General features: G+C 60.2%; 27 protein-coding genes. 11 read left to right on the top strand and 16 right to left on the bottom strand.

The window, feature by feature from the left end; all coding sequences use genetic code 11:
* The first annotated feature begins 200 nt into the window (after positions 1 to 200).
* From folE to ABD997_RS03930, 3 genes are all read left to right on the top strand, one after another.
* Entirely contained in the window at positions 201 to 839 is a 639-nt protein-coding gene (folE, locus tag ABD997_RS03940) for a GTP cyclohydrolase I FolE (protein WP_345315710.1), read from the top strand.
* A 124-nt stretch (positions 840 to 963) separates the two neighbouring features.
* On the top strand, positions 964 to 1,911 hold the full coding sequence (locus ABD997_RS03935; RefSeq protein ID WP_345315709.1) for a toxin-antitoxin system YwqK family antitoxin: 948 nt from the start codon (positions 964 to 966) through the stop codon (positions 1,909 to 1,911).
* Positions 1,912 to 2,031: 120 nt separating this feature from the next.
* Complete coding sequence (locus ABD997_RS03930; protein ID WP_345315708.1) at positions 2,032 to 2,340, top strand: hypothetical protein; 309 nt, start codon at positions 2,032 to 2,034, stop codon at positions 2,338 to 2,340.
* Positions 2,341 to 2,387: 47 nt separating this feature from the next.
* On the opposite strand, the gene ABD997_RS03925 is transcribed toward ABD997_RS03930, so the two are convergent.
* Positions 2,388 to 3,518 (bottom strand): S-(hydroxymethyl)glutathione dehydrogenase/class III alcohol dehydrogenase, encoded by a 1,131-nt coding sequence (locus ABD997_RS03925; RefSeq protein ID WP_345315707.1) that lies wholly within the window; start codon positions 3,516 to 3,518, stop codon positions 2,388 to 2,390.
* 223 nt (positions 3,519 to 3,741) lie between these two features.
* Here ABD997_RS03925 and ruvA point away from each other — a divergent pair, with 223 nt between their 5' ends.
* A complete protein-coding gene (ruvA, locus tag ABD997_RS03920) occupies positions 3,742 to 4,353 on the top strand; it encodes a Holliday junction branch migration protein RuvA (RefSeq protein ID WP_345315706.1) in 612 nt (203 codons plus the stop codon).
* 10 nt (positions 4,354 to 4,363) lie between these two features.
* The gene (ruvB, locus tag ABD997_RS03915; protein WP_345315705.1) at positions 4,364 to 5,371 is read left to right on the top strand and encodes a Holliday junction branch migration DNA helicase RuvB; all 1,008 of its coding nucleotides are present in this window, start codon (positions 4,364 to 4,366) and stop codon (positions 5,369 to 5,371) included.
* A 92-nt stretch (positions 5,372 to 5,463) separates the two neighbouring features.
* Here the strand turns inward: ruvB and ABD997_RS03910 are convergent, their stop codons facing one another.
* The 4 genes from ABD997_RS03910 to ABD997_RS03895 all read right to left on the bottom strand — a co-directional run bounded on the left by ABD997_RS03910 (position 5,464) and on the right by ABD997_RS03895 (position 8,336).
* The gene (locus ABD997_RS03910) at positions 5,464 to 5,784 is read right to left on the bottom strand and encodes a DUF1294 domain-containing protein (protein WP_345315704.1); all 321 of its coding nucleotides are present in this window, start codon (positions 5,782 to 5,784) and stop codon (positions 5,464 to 5,466) included.
* A complete protein-coding gene (gene gloA, locus ABD997_RS03905) occupies positions 5,781 to 6,200 on the bottom strand; it encodes a lactoylglutathione lyase (RefSeq protein WP_345315703.1) in 420 nt (139 codons plus the stop codon). The genes ABD997_RS03910 and gloA overlap by 4 nt, the downstream gene beginning before the upstream one ends.
* Positions 6,201 to 6,588: 388 nt before the next feature.
* Positions 6,589 to 7,077: a YbjN domain-containing protein gene (locus ABD997_RS03900; protein ID WP_345315702.1), complete on the bottom strand. Its 489-nt coding sequence runs from the start codon at positions 7,075 to 7,077 to the stop codon at positions 6,589 to 6,591.
* A gap of 224 nt (positions 7,078 to 7,301) precedes the next feature.
* Positions 7,302 to 8,336 carry a Glu/Leu/Phe/Val dehydrogenase dimerization domain-containing protein gene (locus ABD997_RS03895; protein WP_345315701.1) on the bottom strand — a complete coding sequence of 345 codons (1,035 nt, stop codon included), beginning with the start codon at positions 8,334 to 8,336 and terminating at the stop codon, positions 7,302 to 7,304.
* Between the two features lie 202 nt (positions 8,337 to 8,538).
* Between ABD997_RS03895 and ABD997_RS03890 the strand changes: the two genes are divergently transcribed.
* Positions 8,539 to 8,958 carry a DUF4826 family protein gene (locus ABD997_RS03890; RefSeq protein ID WP_345315700.1) on the top strand — a complete coding sequence of 140 codons (420 nt, stop codon included), beginning with the start codon at positions 8,539 to 8,541 and terminating at the stop codon, positions 8,956 to 8,958.
* 109 nt (positions 8,959 to 9,067) lie between these two features.
* Here ABD997_RS03890 and purB read toward each other — a convergent pair whose 3' ends face one another.
* The 5 genes from purB to rluE form a co-directional block, all read right to left on the bottom strand.
* Entirely contained in the window at positions 9,068 to 10,435 is a 1,368-nt protein-coding gene (gene purB, locus ABD997_RS03885; RefSeq protein ID WP_345315699.1) for an adenylosuccinate lyase, read from the bottom strand.
* 28 nt (positions 10,436 to 10,463) lie between these two features.
* Positions 10,464 to 11,078: a high frequency lysogenization protein HflD gene (hflD, locus tag ABD997_RS03880; protein ID WP_345315698.1), complete on the bottom strand. Its 615-nt coding sequence runs from the start codon at positions 11,076 to 11,078 to the stop codon at positions 10,464 to 10,466.
* Positions 11,079 to 11,088: 10 nt separating this feature from the next.
* On the bottom strand, positions 11,089 to 12,192 hold the full coding sequence (gene mnmA, locus ABD997_RS03875) for a tRNA 2-thiouridine(34) synthase MnmA (protein WP_345315697.1): 1,104 nt from the start codon (positions 12,190 to 12,192) through the stop codon (positions 11,089 to 11,091).
* A gap of 83 nt (positions 12,193 to 12,275) precedes the next feature.
* Positions 12,276 to 12,737 (bottom strand): NUDIX domain-containing protein, encoded by a 462-nt coding sequence (locus tag ABD997_RS03870; RefSeq protein ID WP_345315696.1) that lies wholly within the window; start codon positions 12,735 to 12,737, stop codon positions 12,276 to 12,278.
* Positions 12,734 to 13,381 (bottom strand): 23S rRNA pseudouridine(2457) synthase RluE, encoded by a 648-nt coding sequence (rluE, locus tag ABD997_RS03865; protein ID WP_345315695.1) that lies wholly within the window; start codon positions 13,379 to 13,381, stop codon positions 12,734 to 12,736. Before rluE ends, ABD997_RS03870 begins: the two co-directional genes overlap by 4 nt.
* 147 nt (positions 13,382 to 13,528) lie before the next feature.
* Here rluE and ABD997_RS03860 point away from each other — a divergent pair, with 147 nt between their 5' ends.
* A complete protein-coding gene (locus ABD997_RS03860; RefSeq protein ID WP_345315694.1) occupies positions 13,529 to 15,787 on the top strand; it encodes an NADP-dependent isocitrate dehydrogenase in 2,259 nt (752 codons plus the stop codon).
* 148 nt (positions 15,788 to 15,935) lie between these two features.
* A complete protein-coding gene (icd, locus tag ABD997_RS03855) occupies positions 15,936 to 17,189 on the top strand; it encodes an NADP-dependent isocitrate dehydrogenase (RefSeq protein WP_345315693.1) in 1,254 nt (417 codons plus the stop codon).
* 64 nt (positions 17,190 to 17,253) lie between these two features.
* Here the strand turns inward: icd and cspD are convergent, their stop codons facing one another.
* The gene (gene cspD, locus ABD997_RS03850) at positions 17,254 to 17,463 is read right to left on the bottom strand and encodes a cold shock domain-containing protein CspD (RefSeq protein ID WP_345315692.1); all 210 of its coding nucleotides are present in this window, start codon (positions 17,461 to 17,463) and stop codon (positions 17,254 to 17,256) included.
* Positions 17,464 to 17,656: 193 nt separating this feature from the next.
* Between cspD and clpS the strand changes: the two genes are divergently transcribed.
* Positions 17,657 to 17,971: an ATP-dependent Clp protease adapter ClpS gene (gene clpS / locus ABD997_RS03845; RefSeq protein ID WP_345315691.1), complete on the top strand. Its 315-nt coding sequence runs from the start codon at positions 17,657 to 17,659 to the stop codon at positions 17,969 to 17,971.
* A gap of 24 nt (positions 17,972 to 17,995) precedes the next feature.
* A complete protein-coding gene (gene clpA / locus ABD997_RS03840; protein ID WP_345315690.1) occupies positions 17,996 to 20,281 on the top strand; it encodes an ATP-dependent Clp protease ATP-binding subunit ClpA in 2,286 nt (761 codons plus the stop codon).
* A 62-nt stretch (positions 20,282 to 20,343) separates the two neighbouring features.
* Here the strand turns inward: clpA and infA are convergent, their stop codons facing one another.
* The 3 genes from infA to aat all read right to left on the bottom strand — a co-directional run bounded on the left by infA (position 20,344) and on the right by aat (position 22,042).
* Positions 20,344 to 20,562: a translation initiation factor IF-1 gene (gene infA / locus ABD997_RS03835; RefSeq protein ID WP_013345495.1), complete on the bottom strand. Its 219-nt coding sequence runs from the start codon at positions 20,560 to 20,562 to the stop codon at positions 20,344 to 20,346.
* 72 nt (positions 20,563 to 20,634) lie between these two features.
* The gene (locus ABD997_RS03830; RefSeq protein WP_345315689.1) at positions 20,635 to 21,336 is read right to left on the bottom strand and encodes an arginyltransferase; all 702 of its coding nucleotides are present in this window, start codon (positions 21,334 to 21,336) and stop codon (positions 20,635 to 20,637) included.
* A complete protein-coding gene (gene aat, locus ABD997_RS03825) occupies positions 21,323 to 22,042 on the bottom strand; it encodes a leucyl/phenylalanyl-tRNA--protein transferase (protein WP_345315909.1) in 720 nt (239 codons plus the stop codon). The genes ABD997_RS03830 and aat overlap by 14 nt, the downstream gene beginning before the upstream one ends.
* A gap of 48 nt (positions 22,043 to 22,090) precedes the next feature.
* On the opposite strand from aat, the gene ABD997_RS03820 reads away from it, so the two are divergent.
* Positions 22,091 to 22,561, top strand: coding sequence for an outer membrane lipoprotein (locus ABD997_RS03820; RefSeq protein WP_345315688.1), 471 nt, complete (start codon positions 22,091 to 22,093; stop codon positions 22,559 to 22,561).
* A 9-nt stretch (positions 22,562 to 22,570) separates the two neighbouring features.
* Here the strand turns inward: ABD997_RS03820 and cydC are convergent, their stop codons facing one another.
* A complete protein-coding gene (cydC, locus tag ABD997_RS03815) occupies positions 22,571 to 24,244 on the bottom strand; it encodes a heme ABC transporter ATP-binding protein/permease CydC (RefSeq protein WP_345315687.1) in 1,674 nt (557 codons plus the stop codon).
* Positions 24,237 to 25,928, bottom strand: coding sequence for a heme ABC transporter permease/ATP-binding protein CydD (gene cydD / locus ABD997_RS03810; RefSeq protein ID WP_345315686.1), 1,692 nt, complete (start codon positions 25,926 to 25,928; stop codon positions 24,237 to 24,239). The genes cydC and cydD overlap by 8 nt, the downstream gene beginning before the upstream one ends.
* Between the last annotated feature and the right edge of the window lie 28 nt (positions 25,929 to 25,956).

The raw sequence follows: 25,956 nt of genomic DNA, 5'->3' as shown, positions 1-25,956 counted from the left end.
CTTTGTGATATTCCCTGTTGCCAAAGCTTGAATCCGCGGCCGATGCACAGGAAGCCAGCCAACGGTTTGTGAGTCCCAGACCGATAATCCCTTAATTCGTAGCGGTTTTGAAAAATTCCGCACTGAACTGTCGTCGCTGTGAACCTTAGGGTTACACTGTGCGTACATTGACGACTGCTAGCAGAAAAACGGGAGCTCCAATGGTTTCGGAATATGCGAATAAAGTTCGCGGCGCCCTCGAAGCCGCCGGTTTGGAAACCCCGATGATCAACATCGGGCTCAGTGCTGAACAGAAGCGTGAGGAGATCGCCCAGCACATGGCGGCTGTGATGGATCTGCTTGGCCTCGACCGAACCGACGACAGCCTCGAAAGTACTCCGGCACGGATTGCCAAGATGTACGTTAACGAAATCTTCGCGGGTCTTGATTATCAGCAGTTTCCGACGCTCTCCCTGATCGACAACAAAATGGGCATCGATGAGATGGTTACCGTGGCGGACATCGACCTCACGAGTACCTGCGAGCATCACTTTGTGACCATCGACGGCACGGCCAAGGTGGCGTACATCCCGACGGATAAAATCATCGGCTTGTCCAAAATTAACCGCATCGTGCGGTTTTTTGCCCAGCGTCCCCAGGTTCAGGAGCGACTAACCCGACAGGTCTTGGTCGCGCTGCAGACCCTGTTGGAAACCGACAATGTGGCGGTGTCCATCCGCGCCACCCACTATTGCGTTAAGGCACGCGGGATTATGGATACCAACTCTCACACCACCACTACTGCGCTCGGTGGAGCCTTTCGCGATGATCTGCGAACCCGGGCAGAGTTTCTCCGCTGAGGCCCGGAATGTTGTGCCTTGGGATAACAACTGTTACACAAGGCACACTTTCTGGTTTCCCGTTTGCGCCGAACTGCTGCACCCCCTAGGCTGTCGGCTCCTCTGACTAAGAGCTGCAGCCCAAATGCGCTTAATCCCCCTTTTGCCCCTGTTTTTCTGCCTTTCCGTGCTTGCGACGCCGCATGATCCGGCGACCGATACCTTGGATGCGGATCGACATCCGGCCTACGAGGCTTCTGAGCCGGTACTTGAGCGCCATTTTTTGGCTGACGGCGCCTTCGTGGATATCAACTTACAGCAGGTCAAACTCCGGGAGGGGCGCCTGGTGGCGGGTAAAAGGGACGGTCTGCTGGTGGAGTACTTTCCGGACGGCGCGGTGCGGGCCCAGAAGCACTATCGCAATGGGCGCAAAGAGGGGGAGTGGCGCTGGTGGTACCCCAATGGGCAGTTGAAGCTCGTCGGCCATTGGCAGGGAGTGGAGGGGCAACATCCGGACGCCGGCGCGACCGAGGAGAGCGAAGCGAGTGCTCAGAGCCAGTTTGTCGTCGAGGCGGTTTGGAATGCCGAGGGCGAGGCGCTCACCATGGACGGAGAGGGGGTTTATGAGAGTCGTTTCCCCTCGGGCCAGGTGAAGATCCTCGGGCGATACCGCCAGGGCCTGCGCGATGGCGAGTGGAGCTACTTTGACGAGGCCGGAACGGTGGTTTATCGCGAAGTCTACGACGTCGGCACCTTCAAGGTGGGCTGGCGGATCCTCGATGGGATGAGTATTCGTTACACCGAGGTGCGCACGGAGGCTCAGCCGCCAAAGAGTTGGCCCGAGTACTGGGCCAGCCGTCCCGGCGCCGCCACTAAATTGCCCCTGCCAGAGATCCTGGTGACCCTGGCCCCTGATGGCCGGTTAAGTTGGCTGGACACCTCCAACGAGGCAGTGGCCGAAAAGACCCGCAATGGGTGGCAGCAGTGGCTGGCGCAAGCGCCGTCGTGGCTGCCTGCCACAGTCAGGGGTAAACCGGTTGCTACCGTATTGACCCTGAGTGACCTCGAGTCTCAGACACGAGACGCGCCTTAGCTCTAAGCGACGCGGGTTGTCCGATGGTCGTCACAGCGTGCGGAGTGAGTGTCGATGAGACGCTGCCGCGGCGGTTGAGATACACTGGAGGGTAGTCGGCCCGTTCGCCAAGGGGGGAGGATGTCGGTACGTCGGATGCGAGAGCGTCAGGAGCAGGGGGTCTCAACCCTGATGATGCGGGAGCAAAGCGGTGCGCTGGGCCTGTCAGGCCAGGCGTTAACCCGTGCCATTGAACGGTATCGCGCCATGGCCGGTGTCAGAGGGGCGCGCAAAGAGGCGATGCTCGATGAGATAGCCCAATGCTGCCGGCAGTTGATGATCCAGCGCGAGGCGGTGGGATTCCAGACCGATAACCTCGAATATATCCAGCGCCAATACGATCTGCCCGAAGAGGCGGTCGCCCGTATTGGCGCGTCGCGACGGCGATGACGCTCCCAAGAGGGGGCCGCCTGAGGCTATCAGAGCAGCCTGACCTGTCACTGTTCGAAACGGATAACCGAGCGGATACTCTTACCCTGGTGCATCAGGTCAAAGGCGTCGTTGATCGCCTCCAGCTCCATGGTGTGAGTGATGAAATCCGTTAGGGGGAACTTTCCGGCCAGATAGTCTTCGACCAACTGGGGCAGTTCGGAGCGGCCCTTGACCCCCCCGAACGCCGTACCCCGCCAGACCCGACCGGTGACCAGCTGGAAGGGTCGGGTAGCGATCTCTTCGCCGGCCCCGGCAACCCCGATGATCACCGATTCACCCCAGCCCTTGTGACAGCACTCCAGCGCACTTCGCATCACGTTGACGTTGCCGATGCACTCGAAGGAGTAATCGACACCGCCGTCGGTCATCTCGATGATCACCTCCTGGATCGGTTTGTCATACTCCTTCGGATTGATGCAGTCGGTGGCGCCCAGCTGACGGGCAAGCTCAAACTTGCCGTTGTTGATGTCGATGCCGATGATGCGGCCCGCTTTTGCCATGACGGCACCGATCACCGCCGACAGGCCGATACCACCAAGGCCGAAAATGGCCACGGTATCACCGGGCTGCACCTTGGCGGTATTGAGCACCGCCCCCATTCCCGTGGTGACGCCGCAGCCCAGCAGGCAGATCTCCTCCAGCGGTGCCTCAGGATTCACTTTGGCCAGAGCGATCTCCGGCAGGACCGTGTACTCGGAAAAGGTGGAGCAGCCCATGTAGTGATAGATGGTTTTGCCGTCTTTGGAGAAGCGCGAGGTTCCATCGGGCATCAGGCCTTGTCCCTGGGTCTCACGGATCCGCTGGCAGAGGTTGGTCTTTCCTGAGCGGCAGAATTTGCACTCCCCGCACTCCGGGGTGTAGAGGGGGATGACATGATCGCCCACGGCGACACTGATGACCCCTTCGCCGACGGACTCGACAACGCCGCCCCCTTCGTGGCCCAGAATGGCGGGAAAACGCCCCTCCGGATCGTCGCCAGAGAGGGTGTAGGCGTCGGTGTGGCAGACCCCACTGGCGAGGATCCGCACGCGCACTTCGCCTTTCTGCGGCGGCATGACGTCGATCTCTTCGATGCTGAGGGGTTGCCCTGGGCCCCAGGCGACGGCGGCACGGGCTTTGATGGTTTTGGCGGTCATGATGAAGATTCCTTACGTCCGTGAGGGAAGTAGCCAAGTTATCATAGTGTGAAATCCGAACCGATATGGGCATTGCACATGCCGGTTGTGGATGGCAGCGCGAGAAACGTGCACAAAAGGTGACGCTGAGGGAAAAAGCCGTTAGGATCCCACTTATACTGTAAATAATGACAGTGGTTTGCCGGTGTCGCCCGGTGAAGCCGCCAACGATAAGGGGTTTCCTGTGATTGGACGCTTACGAGGGGTGCTGGTGGAGAAGACCGCGCCTGAAGTGGTGCTGGAGTGCGCCGGGGTGGGTTACGAGGTCCAGATGCCGATGTCCAGCTTCTACCAGTTACCGGAGGTTGGGGCTGAAACGGTGATCGTCACGCACTTTGTGGTACGGGAGGACGCCCAGCTGCTCTACGGCTTTGCCTCCAAAGAGGAGCGCGCCCTGTTTCGAGAGCTGATTAAGACCAATGGTGTCGGTCCCAAGATGGCGCTGGCGATCCTCTCCGGCATGTCGGCGGAACAGTTTATCGATGCGGTACAGGCGGAAAACGTGGTTGGGCTGACCAAGATCCCCGGTGTCGGGAAGAAAACCGCCGAGCGCCTGGTGGTGGAGATGCGTGATCGGCTGAAAAACTTTGGTGCGCCGCTGCTTACACCCTACGCAGACCGCCTGGCGGGCAATGACACGTTGGCCACGCCAATCAATCCGGAAGATGACGCCATTGCCGCGCTGGTGGCGCTGGGCTACAAGTCGACCCAGGCTGCCAAGTTGGTGGGTAAGGTGGCTGTACCGGGAGTCAGCTCCGAGCAGCTGATTAAAGACGCCCTGAAGGCGATGCTCTGAGGGAACAACGATGATTGAAGCGGATCGCCTGGTGGCGGCACCGGTAGAAAGCCGGGAAGAAGCGGTGATCGACAGGGCGATGCGCCCGAAGATGCTGACCGATTACACCGGTCAGGATGACGCCAAGGCACAGCTGGAGGTCTTTATCCAGGCGGCGCGTAACCGGGCTGAGGCGCTGGATCACCTGCTGATATTTGGCCCACCTGGGCTGGGTAAGACTACCCTGGCCAACATCGTCGCCAACGAGATGGGAGTCAGCATTAAGTCCACCTCAGGCCCGGTGCTGGAGAAGGCCGGGGACCTGGCGGCGCTGCTGACCAACCTGGAACCCAATGATGTTCTCTTCATCGATGAGATCCACCGTCTTAGCCCTGTGGTTGAGGAGGTGCTCTATCCGGCGATGGAGGATTACCAGCTGGATATCATGATCGGTGAAGGGCCGGCCGCCCGCTCCATCAAACTGGATCTGCCCCCCTTTACCCTGGTAGGAGCCACTACCCGAGCGGGCGCCCTGACATCGCCGTTGCGGGCTCGCTTCGGGATCCCGATGCGGTTGGAGTTCTACAATGTGCGGGACCTCACCGACATTGTCCGACGCAGCGCCGAGGTGCTGGGGCTCTCGATGGAGCCGGCCGGTGCGGTGGAGATCGCCCGCCGAAGCCGGGGCACACCGCGTATCGCAAACCGCCTGCTGCGGCGGGTGCGTGACTTTGCCGAGGTCCGGTTTGACGGTGTCATCTCTGAGTCCGTCGCCGCCCAGGCGCTGGACCTGCTGGATGTGGACAGGGAGGGGTTTGACTACCTGGACCGGAAGATGCTGACCACCATCATCGATAAGTTTGCCGGCGGGCCCGTAGGGCTGGAGAACCTGGCTGCCGCCATCGGTGAGGAGAGAGAAACCATTGAGGATGTGCTGGAGCCCTACCTGATCCAACAGGGGTTCCTTCAACGCACGCCCCGGGGGCGCATGGCGACGGATCGGGCGTACCAGCACTTTGGTCTGAGCCGAAACGACTAAGCAAGACCTGCCCCGGTGGGCTGTGCCACTGGATAGACAAAGTAAAAAAGCGCCGCAGATCTGCGGCGCTTTTCTCTTTCTCTAGGCATGGTTCAGGCCAGGATAAGCCAGCCACCGTAGCCGAGGAAGTGCAGGGCGGTGATCCCGTAAAGCCGGGTCATAAACTCAACTTTACGGACCTTGTGGCGAAACATCTGTGCGCCGAGGAAGGCACCGAGCCAGCCGCCGAGCAGCTCAAATCCGTGCAGCAGGGCCTCGGGAACCCTCCGGGCGCCGGTCAGGGCACGGCGTTTATCCAGGCCGAACAGCAGCAGGGTAATCATGCTCACCGCCAGGTAATGGGGTAGCATGTTGAGCGGCCCCATCAGCATCAGCATCAGTACCCAAAGCAATGAGAGAGCCAGGCCGATCATTCCGCTTTGCCTAACCCCTCGCCGGCCTGGCTGCGCTGGATCAGCTCGATCTTGTAGCCGTCCGGATCTTCTACAAAAGCGATGTGGGTGGAGCCGCCCAATACCGGGCCGGGTTCGCGGCTGATGGTGCCACCGGCGGCACGGATGGCGTCACAGGCCCCGTAGATATCGGCAAATCCCAGGGCGATGTGCCCGAAAGCATTTCCCATCTCGTACTCTTCGACACCCCAGTTGTAGGTCAGCTCAATAACGGCATGCCCCTCGCGCTCCTCGCCGTAACCAACAAAAGCGAGGGTGTACTTGTAATCTTCATTCACCGACTTTCGCAGCAGCTTCATGCCGAGTACGTCGGTGTAAAACGCGATGGAGCGATCCAGGTCGCCTACGCGGAGCATGGTATGCAGGAGTTGAGACATGGGACTTTCCTTGAAAATGAACAACCGCTCAAGGGTAACAGATGCTCGGAGAAAAAATAACGATGCGCTATGAAGTTGCGAGGGGGATTGCGGCACTGTTGACTGGGGCGCTGGGGATGGGAAAAACTCTGTGATCTGGTTCACGGTGGGGCCAATCCCGATCCCATTTATCGTCGGGTTTCCGTAACCTTGGTCGCGGGGGGATATACCAACCCTTTGCGGAGAAGCAGACTGTGAATACCGATGTGAAATACGCGGTGATGGCGGCGGCCGCGATCCTGAGTGGGATCGTGGCGATGGGTGCCCTCATCTTCAGCTAATGCGGGATCCCGAGTGTGTATGTCCAAGTAAAAACGCCGGCTTTTGCCGGCGTTTTTTTATCTGTCGTTCAGTGCATGATGACGGCGGACTGAACCGGGGGCGAGGGCTGCTCCGGCTCCTCCTCTTCACCATAAAAGACCACGTTGAGTGCCTCGATCTCCTTGGCGGCCTGGCTCATCTGTTCGATGCAGTCGCTGACAAAGAAGTGGAACTGGTCCGGGCTGATCCCCGGCGTGAGCGCCAGGTTGTGGCAAAGCAGGATCCGCGGCAGGGTGTCATCCACCATCTCGACGAAGATCTTAAGCGTCGGGTACTGGCTGTTGAGCTCACTCATCTTGGCGAAGGCGGTCATCAGACCGGTAGGACGGATCTCGATGGAGGCAGAGAGATAGACGAACTCCCCTTCGATCTCGATCTTGGCATCATAGATCCCGTTGATCTCCTGCAACTGTGGCAGGTGCAAGCCTTCACAGGAGCCGCACAGGAAATACTCAATCTGACTCTGTTCCAGCCAGGATCTCAGGGTATCGTGGTTGGGGACCGGCAAGTTGGGCATGAAAAGGGTTCTCTAAGGGGACGAATAACGGGGCATAGGATACCGGTTAGCCCCGGGAAATGCACCCTGCAGGGCCTCTGCGGCCGGCGTCCGGACGGGCCGTTGACCATGGCGGTCAGTCAGCCTTTACCGAGCGCTTTACCAACTCTTTGGTTATCGAACCGTTTTGGGCGACTCAATGAAACAGGGCGCCCGTAGGGCGCCCTGAAAAGATTACCTAAGGGTTAGCGATGAGCGGCGGTGATGATGGCTCGGGCCATCTCGTCCGCAACCACGGCGGTGGTTTTGCCACTCTCGTCCGCCTGACGGAAGATCTGCAACAGGGTATCGTAGATGTTGCGGACCTTGGCTTCCGCCGCATTCGCATCGTAATCCCGCTCGAAGGAGACGTTGATGATGCCGCCAGCGTTGATGACGTAGTCCGGGGCGTAGAGGATCCCCAGGTCGCGCAGGGCTTCACCATGGCGCGGCTCCGCCAGCTGGTTGTTGGCACAACCGGCCACGATGGTGGCTTTGAGCTGGGGGATGGTGTGGTCGTTGATGGTGGCGCCCAGGGCGCAGGGAGCGTAGACATCGACATCCTGGTGGTAGATCGCATCCAGATCGACGATCTCCGCCTGGAGCTCGGTGGCGGCGCGGTCCAGCTGCTCAGGGTTAAGGTCACACACCACCAGCTTGGCACCGGCCTTGTGCAGGTGCTCACACAGGTAGTAGCCCACATGGCCGAGTCCCTGGACGGCCACTTTTACTCCCTCCAGAGAGTCGCTGCCGCGCTGATGCTTGATGGCCGCCTTGATACCGAGGAAGGTACCCAGGGCGGTGTAGGGCGACGGGTCGCCACTCTTGCCTTCCAGTCCTGCCATGTAGGGGGTCTCCTGGTGGGCAATCATGATGTCGCCGGTGGTGATCCCCACATCCTCGGCCGAGTAGTAACGACCACCCAGGCTGTGGACCGCACGGCCGAAGGCGCGGAACAGGGCTTCGGACTTGTCGCTTTTGGGATCGCCGATGATCACCGACTTACCGCCACCGAACTCGAGGCCCGCCAGGGCGTTCTTGTAGGTCATGCCCCGGGAGAGACGCAGGACATCGTTCAGCGCTTCCTCTTCATTGGCATAGGGCCACATCCGGCAACCGCCCACGGCGGGGCCGAGGGTGGTGTCGTGGACCGCGATGATCGCTTTGAGGCCGGATGCCTGGTCATGAACAAACATCACCTGCTCATGTTGGTCGAAAGAGGGGTGTGAAAATATCGCCACCGTGATTACTCCGTGATAGACGCGCCGATCCGTTCGGCCGCTTGCGTGCAAAATTGTGTGAACCTTAACAGTGGGACCCGCTATCACACAGCATCCATCCCTTGGTGACAGTAATCGGGCTGGAAAGCCAACTTGACAATAACGTGAACGTCAGGGAAATTGGCCGCTTGGAAGTGTGAAGTAGAGCAAGAGGGAATTGATCATGTCGCAAGCCGGACAACAAGAACAAGCCTGGGTCCGAGAGCAGTTTCAAAAGGCCAACCGGTTTATGGCGGAGAAGGGGGTGATGCCGGGCAAGGTGCTGGATAAGCAAAGCCGGGTGCTGCCGCCGCTGATCGCGCTTTGGAAGATGGAGGAGCAGGGTCCTCGCAAACGCCAGTACTGGGTACTCAGTGGCGATCTGCCCACCGACATGGTGGCGGACTCCGCCGCCGCGGATCCCCGGGAAGCGGTGCGGCACTTTGCCCTGTCCTGGCAACTCAAGGCGGAGAACCTGCTGCGCAGCAACGACGCCACGCAGCAGAAGCTGGCCCAGCTGATGATCAGTCGGGCCCAGAGCCTGTCGGACCTGCACCGGGAAGATCGTTTCTGGGGCGTGCCAAGCCAGCAGGAGACGGTCTGAGCATGAAGCTCGGCCTGCCAGCGTTTCTGGTGGGCCACAAAGAACAAGAAACGCCGCCCCGGGTAACCGGGGCGGCGTTTTTACTCGTGAACGTTCGGAAAGCGAGTGCTTACAGGGACTCGACAAACTCGACGGCGCGGCCGATGTAGTTGGCCGGGGTCAGCTGCTTGAGCTCCGCTTTCACCGCGTCGGGCAACGCCAGGTTGTCGATGAACTCGGCCATCATCTGCTGGTTGATGCGCTTGCCACGGGTCAGCTCCTTGAGTTTTTCGTAGGGCTTTTCGATGCCGTGGCGGCGCATCACCGTCTGAACCGGCTCTGCCAGCAGTTCCCAGTTGCTGTCCAGCTCATCCAGCAGGCTCTGCTCGTTCACCTCCAGCTTGGAGATCCCCTTCAGGGTGGCCTGGTAGGCGATGCTGGAGTAACCCACACCGACCCCCAAGTTACGGATCACCGTGGAGTCGGTGAGGTCACGCTGCCAGCGGGAGATGGGCAGCTTGGCCGCCAGGTGCTGGAACAGGGCATTGGCCAGGCCCAGGTTGCCTTCGGAGTTCTCGAAGTCGATGGGGTTGACCTTGTGGGGCATGGTGGAGGAGCCGATCTCGCCGGCGATGGTCTTCTGTTTGAAGTGCCCCAGGGCGATGTAGCCCCAGATGTCCCGGTCGAAGTCGATCAGAATGGTGTTAAAGCGCGCCAGGGCGTCAAACAGCTCGGCGATGTAATCGTGGGGCTCGATCTGGGTGGTCCAGGGATTCCAGGTCAGGCCCAGGCTGGCGACGAAGCGCTCGGACAGCTGATGCCAGTCCACATCCGGATAGGCGGACAGGTGGGCATTGTAGTTGCCGACGGCACCATTGATTTTGCCGAGCAGTTTCACCTCGGCCACCTGCTTGAGTTGGCGTTCCAGGCGGATGGCAACGTTGGCCATCTCCTTACCCATGGTGGTGGGTGAGGCAGGCTGACCATGGGTGCGGGCCATCATGGGGACACGGGCGTAACGCTTGGCCAGGGCGAAGATGGCGTCCACCACCTGTTGCAGCTGGGGCAGAATCACCTGCTCGCGGGCGTTATGCAGCATCAAACCGTGGGAGAGGTTGTTGATGTCCTCACTGGTGCAGGCAAAGTGAACGAACTCATCGATCGCCGCCAGTTCGGCGTTATCGGCGATCCGCTCCTTGATGAAGTATTCCACTGCTTTGACGTCGTGATTGGTGGTGCGCTCGATCTCTTTGATCCGCGCCGCATCGGCCTCACAGAACTGCTCAGTGATGGCGTCCAGCCGGGCCAGGGCCGCTTCGCTGAAGCAGGGGACTTCGGCGATCTCCGGACAGGCCGCCAGCAGTTTCAGCCAGGAGATCTCAACCTGCACACGGTATTTGATCAGGCCGAACTCACTGAAGATCCCTCGCAACTCGACCGTGCGGCTGCCATAGCGTCCATCGACCGGGGAGATGGCGGTCAGGGCAGATAGTTCCATGATGACTCCTTGAGAAATGGGTAGAGGCTTATTGGTTTTTTAATGCTTGCTGGGCGGTCATCACCACCGCCTTGCGTGACAACACCAGTTGACGGCGCTTGCCGCCGAGTTGGCGCCAGAGAACGGCGGATCGCACGGCGCCCAGCAGTAGGGTACGAATTCGATACTGGTTCTGGGTACGTTGCAGGTGGGTGGGGTTACCCACCACCTGGATGCGGGCACCCAGCGGACTGATCACATCCGCGTAAATGGAGGCCAGATTGGCCAGAACCTGCTCGTCGGTCAGGGCAAAATGGTGGGTCTGGCGTTTAACCTGGGAGAGACGCTCCGCCAGGGCGGCGAGGGCGGCGGGCTTGCGGCTGAGCTTGCGCTCGAGGGCAAGGATACCGACGAGGTAGCGGGTGAGATCCACATCTTTGCGCTGGCCATCGCCAAGCTGGTCGATGATCACCTGGAATCCGTGCTCCAGGCTGCTGTCGCCGTAAACATCCTGAGGCTGCTCGGGATCGGTATTAAGGATGGAGGCCACCGTGGCTTCCAGCAGCGGCTCCTCCACCTTGCCGTGGCGGGCGATCTCCCTTACCTGGTGAATCGCCTGGCAGATCCCGGCAAAGGCCAGGGTGCGTTGTTGCAGTTGGTTCATGCTCAGTCCCTTATCGGATCACGCGTTCAATTACGCCACCACCGAGGCAGATTTCACCCTGGTAGAAGACCGCCGATTGCCCCGGGGTCACCGAGCTCACCGGCTCGTGGAAACGAACCTCCAGTTCGCCGTTCGCCAGCGGGGTCACAGTGCAGGGCACGTCCTGTTGGCGGTAGCGGGTCTTAACGGTTAACTCGGCGGCCTGCTGTGGCCCCTTGCGGTCGACCCAGTGCAGCTGCCCTGCGATGAGGCCGTCGGAGAAGAGGCGGGGATGACGATGCCCCTGGCCAACCACCAGTACGTTGCGTTTCATATCCTTGTCGACCACGTACCAGGGCTCATCCCCGGCGTTCTTCATGCCACCTATCCTAAGCCCTTTGCGCTGACCCAGGGTATGATACATCAGGCCATCGTGCTGACCGATTACCTCTCCCTCGCAGGTTTCGATGTTGCCCGGCTGGGCCGGCAGGTACTTGGCAAGAAAATCCTTGAATTTACGTTCACCGATAAAGCAGATCCCGGTGGAGTCCTTCTTGTCGGCGGTGACCAGTCCCTGCTCTTCTGCGATACGGCGTACCTCGGGCTTCTCCAGTTCACCGACGGGGAACAGGGTCTGCGCCACCTGGTCGGCACCCAGGGTGTAGAGGAAGTAGCTCTGATCCTTGTTGCCATCCAGACCACGTAGCATCTGTACCTGGCCATCGGCGGTGTCACGACGGCGGACATAGTGCCCGGTGGCGATGTAATCCGCCCCCAGCGCTTCGGCAGCGAACTCCAGGAAGGCTTTGAACTTGATCTCTTTGTTGCAGAGGATATCCGGGTTGGGGGTGCGTCCGGCTTTGTACTCCGCCAAGAAGTACTCGAATACGTTATCCCAGTACTCGGCAGCGAAGTTCACGCTGTGCAGCTCGATCCCCAGTTTGTCGCACACCGCCTGGGCGTCCGCCAGATCCTCGGATGCGGCGCAATACTCGTCGGAGTCGTCCTCCTCCCAGTTTTTCATGAACAGGCCTTCCACCTGGTAGCCCTGCTGCAGCAGCAGATAGGCGGACACCGAGGAGTCCACACCGCCGGACATGCCGACAATCACCTTTTTATCGCGGTTTTCTGACATAACGAATTCGGGTTTCAATGATCGAACTTCGGGAATTTTGGGGGCGCATTCTACCACGGACCCTTGGGCGACCGCCAATGCACTCAGCCATGATACAGAGTCAGGTCCAGCGCCCGGTCGACCGGCACCCCGGCACCCCGCTCAAAATCTTCGATGCTCTGCAGCACCAGGGGGCTGCGCAGCTGATGACGGCGACTGAGCACCTGGGCCTTGGTCAGCCAATGGCAGCGGAGAATATCGGGATCCTGGGGGGCGGTGGGTGGTATCGACGGAAGCGTCAGGGCGAAGGTGAAACGGACAAAGGGCGTGCCATCGGCGGCGACAAACTGGTAGATGCGCAGCAGCCGCTGGGGTGCCAGTGCCAACCCGGTCTCCTCAAAAAGCTCTCGCTGACAGGCGGCGAGCAAGCTCTCCTGGGCTTCGAGGTGACCGGCGGGCTGGTTGAGCTTCGGCTCGCCGTCGATGCACTCCTCTACAAGGAGGTAGCGCTCTTCGCTGCGCACAACGCAGGCCACCGTAGTGTGGGGCAGGAAACGCCCGTTCACGCCAGACACTCTCGAAACTCACCCAGGGCGAGCCCGTCGAGAGTCCAGCTTCCGATGCGGTAGCGGATCAGTCGCAGGGTGGGGTGGCCGATGTGGGCGGTCATGCGACGCACCTGTCGGTTGCGTCCCTCGGTGAGGGTGATCTCCAGCCAGCAGGTCGGGATGTTCTGGCGCTGCCGTATTGGCGGCACCCGCGGCCAAAGCCACTGCGGCTCGGCTACCCGACGCACCCGAGCGGGCAGTGTGGGGCCATCCTTCAGCGTCACGCCCTCGCACAATGCGGCAAGGGCCTCGTCGCTGGGCTCCCCCTCCACCTGGGCGTAGTAGGTTTTGCTGGTTTTCTTGCCCGGCTGGGTCAGTTTGGCCTGCAGTTGCCCATCGTTGGTGAGCAGGACCAGCCCTTCGGAGTCCCGGTCCAGCCGCCCGGCGGGGTAGACCCCCTTGATGGGGACAAGATCCGCCAGGGTCTGACGGCCCTGGCCATCGGTGAACTGGGTCAGGACGTCAAACGGCTTGTTGACCAGCACCACTTTACGCGGGCCTTTGGGTGCCGGCTCGCGGTCGCGCCGGGCCTTTGGGTACCGGCGGTCTCTGGCAGGGCGGGCCTCGCCCTGTCCGTGATTGCGTTTACTACGTTGATGCATCTTATGATTTTATCGTTTTTGACTCACTGGACGCCAGCCTAGCGCACCGTTTCACTGAAACTGTGATTGATCTATCATGTGGCCGCTTTATGGATAATAACAACGCAAAAGCACCACGGGATAAGGATAACAAGGACACCCTTCAGTATGTCGAAGATCATCTACACCTACACCGACGAAGCGCCAGCCCTGGCGACCCATTCACTGTTGCCGATCGTCAATGCCTTCACCCACGCTGCCGGCGTGGATGTGGAGACCCGAGATATCTCTCTGTCCGGTCGGATCATCGCCGCTTTCCCGGAGCGTCTGCGCCCCGAGCAACGCCTGGATGATGCCCTGGCAGAGCTGGGTGAACTGGCAAAAACGCCGGAAGCCAACATCATTAAGCTGCCGAACATCTCGGCGTCTATCCCCCAGCTCAACGCGGCCATCGCGGAACTCCAGGCCCAGGGTTATGACCTGCCTAACTACCCGGATGAGCCCAAAAACGACGCCGAATCAGCCATCAAGGCCCGGTACGCGAAGGTCCTCGGCAGTGCGGTCAATCCCGTGCTTCGGGAGGGCAACTCAGACCGTCGCGTCGCCCAGGCGGTGAAGCAGTATGCCCAGGCCAATCCCCACTCCATGGGGGCCTGGTCCAAAGACTCCCAGTCCCACGTCGCCCATATGGAGTCCGGAGACTTCTACGGCAGCGAGCAATCCTATGTTGCCGAGCAGGCAACCGAAGTGCGCATCGAGCTGGCCGCGGCGGATGGTGAGGTCACCGTCCTCAAGGACGCGACCGCGCTGCAAGCGGGCGAGGTGATTGACGCGGCACGGATGAGCAGCCAGGCGTTGAAGCGCTTCTTCGCTGAGCAGATCGTCGATGCGAAGGAGAAGGGCGTGCTCTTCTCCCTGCACCTCAAGGCGACCATGATGAAGGTGTCCGACCCCATCATGTTTGGCTACTGCGTGGAAACTTTTTTTGCCGATCTCTTTGCCAAACACGGCGAGCTCTTTAAGCAACTCGGCGTCGATGTGAGCAACGGTCTGGGTGATCTCTACCGTAAGATCGCCCAGCTGCCCGACGCTCAGCGTGCGGCGATCGAGGCCGATCTGGATGCGGCTTATGCCCAGGGCCCGGATCTGGCGATGGTGAACTCCCACAAGGGGATCACCAACCTGCATGTGCCCAGCGATGTGATCATCGACGCCTCCATGCCGGCGATGATCCGCAGCTCCGGCATGATGTGGAACCGGGATGACCAGTTGCAGGACTGCAAAGCGGTGATCCCGGATCGCTGTTACGCCGGCATCTATCAGGAGACCATCGCCTTCTGTCAGCAACACGGTGCCTTCGACCCCACGACCATGGGCAATGTCTCCAACGTCGGGCTGATGGCCCAGAAGGCGGAGGAGTACGGCTCCCACGACAAGACCTTCAAGATCACCAAAGCCGGTGTGGTGCGCGTGGTGGATGCTTCTGGCACCCTGCTGATGCAGCATGAGGTGGAGGCCGGGGATATCTGGCGTATGTGCCAGACCAAGGATGCGCCGATCCGGGATTGGGTTAAGCTGGCGGTGAATCGTGCCCGGGCGACCGGTCAACCCGCGGTGTTCTGGCTGGACCGTGCCCGTGCCCACGATGCCAACCTCATTACCAAGGTGGATCACTACCTGGCCGATCACGACACCTCGGATCTGCAGATCCACATCCTGGCCCCGGTTGACGCGATGCGCTTCACCTTGGAGCGGGTCAAGGCTGGCATGGATACCATCTCAGTGACCGGCAACGTGCTCAGGGACTACCTGACGGATCTCTTCCCGATCCTGGAGCTGGGCACCTCCGCCAAGATGCTCTCCATCGTGCCCCTGCTGGCCGGTGGTGGCCTGTTTGAAACCGGTGCCGGCGGCAGCGCCCCCAAGCACGTTGAGCAGTTTGTCGAGGAAAATCACCTGCGCTGGGACTCCCTGGGTGAGTTTCTTGCCATCGCGGTGTCGCTGGAAGACCTGGCGGCTAAGAGTGGTAATGCCAAAGCGAAGGTGCTGGCTGAGGCGATGAACGTTGCCAACAGCCGCTTCCTGGAGCAGAACAAGTCGCCCTCCCGCAAGGTGGGTGAACTGGATAACCGTGGCAGCCACTTCTATCTCGCGCTGTACTGGGCACAGATGATGGCGGCCCAGTCGGACAACGCCGAGCTGCAGGCCCTGTTTGCGCCGCTGGCCGAGGCATTGTCGGAAAACGAGGCGACCATTGTTAAGGAGCTCAACGAGGTCCAGGGTCGTAAGGTCGAGATGGGTGGCTACTACCACGCGGATCGCAGCAAGCTGACCGCGGCGATGCGGCCGAGCCCGACCTTTAACGGGATCCTCGAGTCGTTTCTGGCCTCTTTCGGAGTGACCCGGCCTTTGGCCGAGCTGGCCTAAGTCGGTAAAGACCAAAGTGCTATAGACAAAACCGCCGGATATCCGGCGGTTTTTTCTTTCTGGCGGTGAAAAAAAAAGCGCAGTAGTCTAAGAACGAGCCGTTCCCCGAGTCCGGGGTTTTAGAACGAACCTGAACAAGGAGTGCTTCATGGAATCTAAGATCGAACGTCCCACCGAAGGCGAGGTGATCACCGTCGCCGCCGACGGCGCGTTGCAGGTGCCTGATCATCCGATCATCCCTTTTATCGAGGGCGACGGGATCGGTGTGGACGTTACCCCGCCCATGCGCAAGGTACTCGATGCGGCGGTTGAGAAGGCCTATGGCCATCGCCGTAAACTCCACTGGATGGAGATCTACTGCGGTGAAAAGGCGACCCAGACGTATGGGGCCGATACCTGGCTGCCGGAGGAGACTCTGGCCGCGATCCGCGATTTTCGCGTTGCCATCAAGGGGCCGCTGACCACCCCGGTGGGCGGAGGGATCCGCTCTCTCAATGTGGCACTGCGTCAGCAGCTGGATCTCTACATCTGCCTGCGCCCGGTTCGCTACTACCAGGGGACACCCAGCCCGCTCAAGCAACCGGAGCTGACCGACATGGTGATCTTCCGGGAGAACAGCGAGGACATCTATGCTGGGGTGGAGTGGCAGGCCGGCACTGCGGAAGCGGACAAGGTGATCCGTTTCCTGACCGAGGAGATGGGCGTCACCAAGATCCGCTTTACCCAGGAGTGTGGCATCGGCATCAAGCCGATCTCCCGGGCGGGCACCGAGCGCCTGGTTCGCGCCGCGATCCAGTACGCCATCGATAACGATCGGGACTCGGTGACCCTGGTGCACAAAGGCAACATCATGAAGTTCACCGAGGGGGCGTTCAAGGACTTCGGCTATGCCCTGGCACAGCGTGAGTTCGGTGCCCGCCTGATCGATGGCGGCCCCTGGTGTGAGCTGACTAACCCCAAAAGCGGCAAAACCATCGTGATAAAAGACGTGATTGCCGACGCATTCCTGCAGCAGATCCTGCTGCGACCGGCAGAGTACGACGTGATCGCGACCATGAACCTCAATGGTGACTACGTCTCGGATGCGCTCGCGGCACAGGTCGGGGGGATCGGCATCGCACCCGGTGCCAACATCGGTGATGGCGTTGCCCTGTTTGAGGCGACTCACGGCACCGCGCCGAAGTATGCCGGACAGGATAAGGTCAACCCCGGTTCACTGGTCCTCTCCGGGGAGATGATGTTGCGTCATCTTGGCTGGATCGAAGCGGCGGATCTGGTGATCAAGGGGATGGAAGGGGCCATCGCGGCGAAGACGGTGACCTACGATTTCGAGCGTTTGATGGAGGGCGCTGAACTGCTGAGTTGCTCCGCCTTTGGCGATGCGGTGATCAGTAATATGTAGCCGTTCGCTCAGGCATAAAAAAGCCGATCAGATGATCGGCTTTTCTCTTTGCAACTGTCCTGCGCTACTTGTTCGCCGGCTGGATGTTGGACGCGTGCATCCCCTTGGGGCCCTTCTCCATTTCGAACTGCACCTCCTGTCCCGCCTTCAGAGTGCGGTAGCCATCCATATCGATGGTTGAATAGTGAGCGAACACGTCTTCGCCGCCCCCTTCAGGGCAGATAAAACCGAAACCTTTCGCGTTATTGAACCACTTAACCGTTCCTTGAGCCATACCTCGACATCCTTCTGCTGTGACCTTTCTATATCGCTTGTAATCACTTCCCGCAAACCCTATAACGGGTGAGGAAGTGTCACGCTTTCGCGCTACACATCTATCAATTAACAAAAGGATAACATGGTCGTCAAGTTTAACTTGCGACCGTATTTAATCCGTCCACACCAAATGGAGACGCCAGGCTTTTGCTATGAGCAAGCAGGAACAGATGGAAAACGTTGTCGAAAGGGAGAAGCAGGAACAGAAACTGGAGCCACCCAGGCTGTACAAAGTGGTCCTGAACAACGACGACTACACACCGATGGAGTTCGTGGTGGAGGTGCTGACGCGCTTCTTCAATATGAATGAAGAAAAGGCGACAGAGGTGATGCTGACAGTCCATTATAAAGGGAAAGGCGTGTGCGGCGTGTTTACCTTGGATATCGCAGAAACCAAGGCGGCACAGGTAAACCGTTACGCACGGGAGAGTCAGCATCCGTTGCTGTGCTCGACCGAACAGGCCTAAACGACCACTGGGGGAGGTAGCGACATGCTGAATAAAGATCTGGAAGTCACGCTGAACAACGCATTTCAGCAAGCCAGACGCAATCGTCACGAGTTTATGACGGTCGAGCACCTGTTGCTTGCTCTACTCGATAACCCCTCCGCCAAGGAAGCCCTGCTGGCCTGCGGCGCACGATTGGATACGCTGCGCAATGAGGTCGAAGTTTTCATCGAACAGACTACTCCCCTGATCCCCGAAGATGACAGCGAGCGGGAGACTCAGCCGACGCTGGGGTTTCAGCGCGTGCTGCAACGGGCGGTCTTCCATGTGCAAAGCAGTGGCCGAAACGAGGTGACCGGTGCCAACGTGCTGGTGGCGATCTTCTCCGAGCAGGAGTCCCAGGCGGTTTACCTGTTGAGAAAGTCGGAGGTGACCCGCCTCGATGTGGTCAACTTTATTGCCCACGGCGTCGTGAAGCGCGATCAGCAGGAACCGGATCTTGGCAGCGAGGGAGAATCACAAGAGAACCCCGGACTGGGCGTCGAGCGGGAGGAGGAGAGTGGCGGAGACCGTCTTGAGAATTTCGCTGCCAACCTCAACAAGCAGGCGCAAGCCGGTCAGATCGACCCGCTGATTGGGCGGCAGGAGGAGGTCGAACGCACCATCCAGGTGTTGTGTCGCCGGCGTAAAAACAACCCCCTGTTGGTTGGCGAGGCGGGCGTCGGTAAGACCGCCATTGCCGAGGGCCTGGCCTACCGCATCACCGAAGATGATGTTCCCGAGGTGATGGCCGATTGCACCATCTACAGCCTGGACATGGGTGCCCTGCTGGCTGGTACCAAATACCGCGGTGATTTTGAAAAGCGGTTCAAGGCGGTGCTGCGGCAGTTACAAAAAGACCCTAAGGCGATCCTGTTCATCGACGAGATCCACACCATTATCGGGGCCGGCGCGGCGTCCGGTGGCATGATGGATGCCTCCAACCTGCTCAAACCGTTGCTCTCCAGTGGCAAGCTGCGTTGCATCGGTTCCACCACCTATCAGGAGTACCAGGGGATCTTCGAAAAGGACCGGGCCCTTGCCAGACGGTTCCAGAAGATCGACGTGCGCGAACCCAGTGTCGCCGAAACCACCCAGATCCTGATGGGACTCAAGAGTCGTTACGAAGACCATCACCAGGTTCGCTATACCAACTCCGCCATCAGCGCCGCTTCGGCGCTGTCGGATAAGCACATCAATGAACGCCAGCTGCCGGACAAGGCGATTGACGTTATTGATGAGGCCGGGGCGCGGATGGCGATGCTGCCTCTGTCCAAGCGGAAAAAGACCATCTCTGCCGCCGATATCGAGGAGATTGTGGCCAAAATAGCCCGTATTCCGGCGAAGTCGGTGTCCTCCTCGGACAAGGAGGTGCTGGAGAACCTGGATCGTAATCTCAAGATGGTGGTGTTCGGTCAGGATGCGGCCATTGATGCGTTGACTGCGGCCATTCGCCTGGCCCGAAGCGGCCTCGGTAACGAGGGCAAACCCGTGGGTAACTTCCTGTTTGCCGGCCCCACCGGGGTGGGCAAAACCGAGGTGACCCAGCAGTTGGCCCGTCAGCTTGGGGTAGAGCTTATCCGGTTTGATATGTCGGAGTACATGGAGCGTCACAGTGTCAGTCGCCTGGTGGGCGCCCCTCCGGGCTATGTGGGTTACGACCAGGGCGGCTTGCTCACCGATGCTGCGATCAAGCACCCGCACTCCGTGGTGCTGCTCGATGAGATAGAGAAGGCGCACCCCGACGTTTACAACCTGCTGCTGCAGGTGATGGACCACGGTACCCTGACCGACAACAACGGTCGTAAGGCGGATTTTCGTAACGTGATCCTGGTGATGACCACCAACGCCGGGGTACAGGAAACCATTCGTAAGTCGATCGGCTTCAAGCAGCAGGATCACAGCCATGATGCCATGAGCGAGATCAACCGCGTGTTTACGCCGGAGTTCCGCAACCGCCTGGACAGCATCGTCTGGTTCAATCATCTGGATATGCAGGTGATTGCCAAGGTGGTGGACAAGTTCCTGGTGGAGTTGCAGGCGCAGCTGGATGCCCGGGGTGTGCACATGGAGGTCTCTGCGGAAGCGCGGGTGTACCTGGCTGAGAAGGGGTATGACCGCAACATGGGGGCACGTCCCATGGCCCGTTTGGTGCAGGAGGAGATCAAGAAGCCGATGGCCAATGAGATCCTGTTCGGTCAACTGCAGCGGGGAGGGGATGTCGCCATCGATGTGGTCGACGGCCAGCTTCGTTTCAACTACCAAAGTGATAAAACCGCGGTGACCAGCTGAACCTGGTGTGGCCCAACAAAAAAGCCCGGCGATTGCCGGGCTTTTTTGTTGGGACGACCGAATTAACGAGAGCGGAACACGATACGACCTTTGGTCAGGTCGTAAGGGGTCAGCGCCACAGTTACGGTATCACCGGTCAGAATGCGGATGTAGTGCTTACGCATTTTGCCGGAGATGTGCGCGGTCACCACATGTCCGTTTTCCAGTTCCACTCGGAACATGGTGTTAGGCAGAGTCTCAAGGACGGTGCCTTGCATCTCGATACTGTCTTCTTTTGCCATCGAGCAATTCATCCCATCAGGTAATAAAAATTCGCGCGTATCATGCCGCAAATAACGCCCTCTGTAAAGCCATTAGCCCCGGTAGGGGCGCCAGCTTACGCCGTCAAAATGTTGTGCGGGCTGGAAGTTGCGCTTGTACGCCATGTTGCCACAGGCATCGATTTGGTAGCCCAAGTATAGGTAGTTCCGACCCAGCTGCTTGGCCAACTGCAACTGCGCCAGGATGGCCCTGACGCCCAGTGAGCGGGCGGGGTAGCCGGGATGAAAAAAGGTGTAGGTCGCGGACAGGGCATCGGTCAGCAGATCCGTCGCGGCGACCACCAACAGCTCCCCGTCAAGCCAGGCTTCGAGATAGAGGATGTCGAGCCAGCGGCAGGGGATGAAGCGATCAAACTGGCTGTCCGATGGGGGTGACATGGCGCCGTCGGCGTGCCGGCCACGGATGTAGTGATGGTAAAGTGGCCGGTGGTAAGGCTTGGGCTGCATCACGACCCGCCAGTGAAGGTCCCGGTTCTTGGCGAGCACCCTCCGTTGCGAACGACTGGGGCGAAAGGTCGCCACCGGGACCTTGAGCGGCTGGCAGGCCTGGCAACCGGGGCAGTGGGGTCGATAGACCTGATCGCCGGAGCGGCGAAAGCCCAGGGCTACTAACTGGGAAAACTGGCTGACATCGAGGGGTTCGCCGGCAACCAGCAGGCGCTCCTGGCGCTGCGGCAGGTAGCTGCAGGGAAATACTGCGGTGATCCCAAGGGGGATATGCTCAATCTGGCTCATGGAAATGTCGGACCGGATGGCGCCAGTTGGACCAGGGCACAGGGCGATTGCGCAGCTGGGTGAGCCGTTCAAGGAACTGACTCCGGCTGACGCTTTGTGCCCCCAGAGCGATCAGGTGGGGGTTGAGGATCTGGGCATCGATAAGTTCCACTCCGAGTACTTTTGCTTCCCGGCTGAGTGCCCAGACTGCGGCCTTGGAGGCATCGGTACAGCGGTGGAACATCGACTCGCCGCAGAAGACACCGCCCACCCCGACGCCGTAAAGACCGCCTATCAGTCTGGATTGATGCCAGACTTCAATGGAGTGGGCATGGCCCAGCCTGTGGAGTTGCAGGTACGCCTGTCTCATCGGCGTACAGATCCAGGTGCTGGGATCGCCATTTCGAGGCTCGGCGCAGGCGGCGATCACCGCTTCAAACGCCTGATTGACGCTGTAGTGCCACTGCCCCCGACGGGCACTGCGCTGGGTTGAGCGGGAGATCTTGAGGCTGCTGAGGTCGAACACGGCTCGGGGGTTCGGACTCCACCAGAGAATGGGGTCCCCGTCATTAAACCAGGGAAAGATCCCGTTCCGGTAGGCATGGAGCAGGCGACCGGGAGAGAGATCGCCCCCAATGGCCAGCAGACCGTTGGGCTCCTCCAGCGCCTGTTGCGGCGACGGGAAGTCGGCATCCGGGTGATCAAGGTACTCGACGGCGTTGAGCATGATACGCTGATAACTCTGCAAGCGAATTTGTATGGACGGGAGCATGACATGAGCCTGAAACCTTTGTCGATACTCATACTGGCGGTGAGCCTCTGTCTACCCGCTTGGGCCCAGTATAACCGTAATCGGGCGGTTCCTGTTGAGCAGGTCAGTTACGGGGAGGTCGAGTCGGTGCGGGATATCCAGCGCAGCGAATTGGTGGAAGACCGGCACCGCGGCTGGAAAGTGTTCGGGGGCGCGCTGCTTGGTGGTCTTATCGGTAACCAGTTTGGCAGTGGGTCCGGACGGGACGTGGCCACTGTCCTCGGTGCCCTGGCCGGCGCCGGGGTGGCAGATCGGCGCTCGCCAGGCTACAACATGGTCCAATATCGACTCCAGGAGTTGATCATATTGACGGAAGCCGGAGAGCGGGTGATGGTGGTCCAGGATTACGATCCCGGCATGGTGCACCACGCCGGTGATTCGGTCCGTATTGTCTACCTGTCCGGCGGCCTGGTACGGGTTGACCGGGTATATTAACCGTCTGTTTTATTTGTCATGAGCCGGCTTAAGCTTTCCCGCCTCCATCATTAGAACGCGATCCATCTGTGCCAGCGCCGCCGGTTTGTGGGTCACGTAGAGCAAAGTCCGCTCGGGTCGGTGACTGAGAAGGCAGCTGATCACCTCCTGCTCGGTAGCGTCATCCAGCCCCTCTGTCGGTTCATCCAGCAGCAATAGCGAACCCGGGTGCAGCAGGGCCCGTGCCAGTCCGATGCGTCGCTGCTCGCCTCCGGACAGCTGCCTGCCGCCCTCGCCAAGCCACTGAGCCAGCCCCTGGCCCTCAAGCAACTTGTCCAGTTTTACCTGTCGCAATGCCTGCTCAAGCTGATCATCTGTGGCGCCGGGGCTGGCCAGCCTCAGGTTATTGGCTAGGGAGTCATTGAAGATGTGCACCCGTTGGCTAATCACGCAGAGCTGCTGGCGCAGGCTGTTTTCACAATAGCTGTCCAGGGCGTGGCCATTTAGGCACACAGAGCCGCTGTCGGACTCAAGCTCGCGGCAGAGGATCTGAAGCAAGGTCGACTTACCACATCCGGTTTGTCCAATCAGCGCCACGCGCTCACCCGGTTCCAGGGTCAAGTTCAGCCCGTCTAATGTAGGGTCCAAAGCCCCCGGATAGCGGAAGTTGAGGCCCTGGATCGCCAAACCGCGCTCCTCGCCGGGTTGAGTCTGGCCGCCGAATGCCATGGCCCCATCGGCGCTTAACATCGGAGTTAAGCGCCTCGCCGCTGCCAGGGTATGGCCCAGGTGTTGGAAGGCGGTGGTCACGGGATTGAGGGCTTCGAAGCTGGCAAGGGTGGCGAAGGCCACCAGTGCCAGCAGGGGCCCCGGCGCTCCGCCCTGGCTCAGTTGGTGGTGTGCAAGCACCACCATCACCAGCAGCAGCCAGCCATTAAAGAGGGTCAGTAACCCTTGGGATAGGCCAGTGAGCCGGGCCATTTTTCCCTGGGCCAAGAGCAGAGCCTGCTCGGTATGGGCCAGCTTTTCCCGTTGCTGACGTTCGGCCTGGAACAGCAGCAGTTCCGTCTGGGCGTCGATGTAATCCGCCAGTTGTTGGCGATAGACACCATGATGGTGACTGAGGCGCTCGCCGGGACGCAGACCGAGTCGATAAAACAGCGGCGGCAACAGTAGGAGCAGGGCCAGCAGAACGCCGCCGAGCACCGCCCCCAACAGGGGATCGATCCAGCTCAGAAAGACGGTCACGGCGAGGATCGACAGGGAACCCGCCGCCACCGGGGTGATCAGACGCAGGTAGAGGTGATCCAGCGCATCGATGTCCGCCACCATGCGATTGAGCAGATCGGCGTCGCGCAGCCCGCCAAGGCGGGCCGGTGCGAGACGGCCGAGGTGGCGAAAAAACCAACTGCGAAGCGTGGCGAGGAGGCGGAAGGTTGCATCGTGGCTGACCACACGCTCGGCCCAGCGTGCCGCGGTTCGAAGCACGGACAGGGCTCGTACCCCACCGGCCGGCATCATGTAGTTAAAGTCGGCGGAGCGGCTGATCACCAGTCCGGCCACGGCACTGGCAGCGATGAACCAGCCGGACAGCGACAGCAGCCCGATGCTGGCCAGCAGCGTCAACAGGGATAACAGGGCCCCGAGGGCTAGGCGGCGCCAGTGTTGCTGGAAAAGCCGAAGGAAGGGGATAAGCTCAGTCACGTTGAGCCTCCTTTGGGCGCAGGGTTAGGCAGTGGTCGGCGTCCGAAAGCTGGTCGCTACGGTGGCTGATCAGGAGGCAGGTGCGGTCCTGCCGAACCTGGCGCAGGCTCTGCTGTAACAGGGTTTCGCTATGCCTGTCTAGGCTGGCAGTGGGTTCATCCAGTAGCAGCAAAGGGGTGGGTTTAAGCAGGGCCCGGGCGAGGGCGATGCGCTGGGCCTGACCGACAGAGAGCCCGGAAGCCCGGTCTCCGATGGGGTGGGCCAGTCCAGCGGGGAGGCGATGGACAAATTCACTGGCGTGGGCGGCATCGAGCGCCTGCCACAGGCGATCATCGCTGGCACCTGGATTGGCCATGCGCAGGTTGTCGGCGATGGTGCCGAAGATAAGTTTCGGATTCTGACCCAGCCAGGTCTGCTGCGCCAGCCAGGGGTCCCGAGGCAGTTCTCGAATCTCCCTACCATTGGCCTGCAGGCTTCCCTGGTAAGGCAGTAGACCCATGACCGCCTGCATAACAGAGGTTTTACCGCACCCCGTTGGGCCGGCCAGGGCCAGTGTATGGCCAGCGGGCAGGTGGAAGGAGAGCGGCTCGGTCAGTGGTGTGCCATCCTGGGCGAGGACGACAAGATCATGTGCTTCGAGGGTGATAGGCCCTTCGTCGACCATTGTGCCTTCGGCCCCGGTGTCATGGCTTGGCGTTTCCATCAGCCGGCGGAGCTCGTCGGCGGCGCCAATGGCTTCTGCTTTTGCATGGTAGTAGGTGCCAAGATCCCGAAAGGGCTGGAAGAAGTCGGGTGCCAGAATCAGCACCAGCAGACCACTGAACAGCGTGACGCCGGCGCCGTAGTGACCAAAATTCAGCTCTCCCAGGTAGCTGAAACCGAAATAGACTGCGATCACCGCGATGGAGATGGAAGCGAAGAACTCCAGCACTGCGGAGGAGAGAAACGCCATCCGTAATACCTCCATGGTGCGCTGTCGAAAGGCCTCGGAGGCGTGATCCATCTTCTGGGCTTCGGTTTCCATCTGGTCAAACAAACGGATGGTGGACAGGCCCTTGAGGCGATCCAGAAAGTGTCCTGAGAGGCGCGACAAGGCAAGGAAGTTGCGCTTGTTGGCGTCCGCGGCGCCCATGCCGACCAACGCCATAAACAGGATGGTCAGCGGGGCAGTGAGCAGGAACACCAGCCCAGCGGCCCAGTTGAGGGGAAAGACCATCAGTAAAATGGTCAGTGGGATCAGCATCACCAGCCGCATCTGCACCAGGTATTTGCTGTAAAACTCCTGCAGCTTCTCTACCTGCTCCAGCAATACACTGGTCCAGCTGCCTGCGGCCTTACGTTGCAGGTAGGCGGGTCCCAGCGCATGCAATTGGGTCAGGAGCTGTTGACGAAGCGCCTGACGGACCTTGGCGCCGGCATGGAATCCGGCGACCTCCTTGCCCCAGAGCAGCAGCGCCCGAACGGGAAAGAGCAGGGCGAGGGCGATCAGTGTCGATTGCAGCTGGGCCAGTGACAGCTTATCGATGATCAGGCTGTGCAGGGTATGCGCCAGCAGCCACGCCTGCAGGATAAGCAGCAGTGCGTTGCCATAGCCGCACAGGGTGGCCAGGGCGATCCAGCGGCGCCCGGCTTGGGCACCCTGTTTTAACCAGGCGAGGCTGGATTGTTCAGTCGTTTTGTTCATACAACAAAAAGGGCCCGAATGGGCCCCT

The sequence above is a fragment of the Ferrimonas gelatinilytica genome (assembly GCF_039544205.1).
Classification (GTDB): Bacteria; Pseudomonadota; Gammaproteobacteria; order Enterobacterales; family Shewanellaceae; genus Ferrimonas; species Ferrimonas gelatinilytica.
Note: the sequence above shows the minus strand (reverse complement) of the source record. Positions and strands in the feature narration are given on the sequence as shown.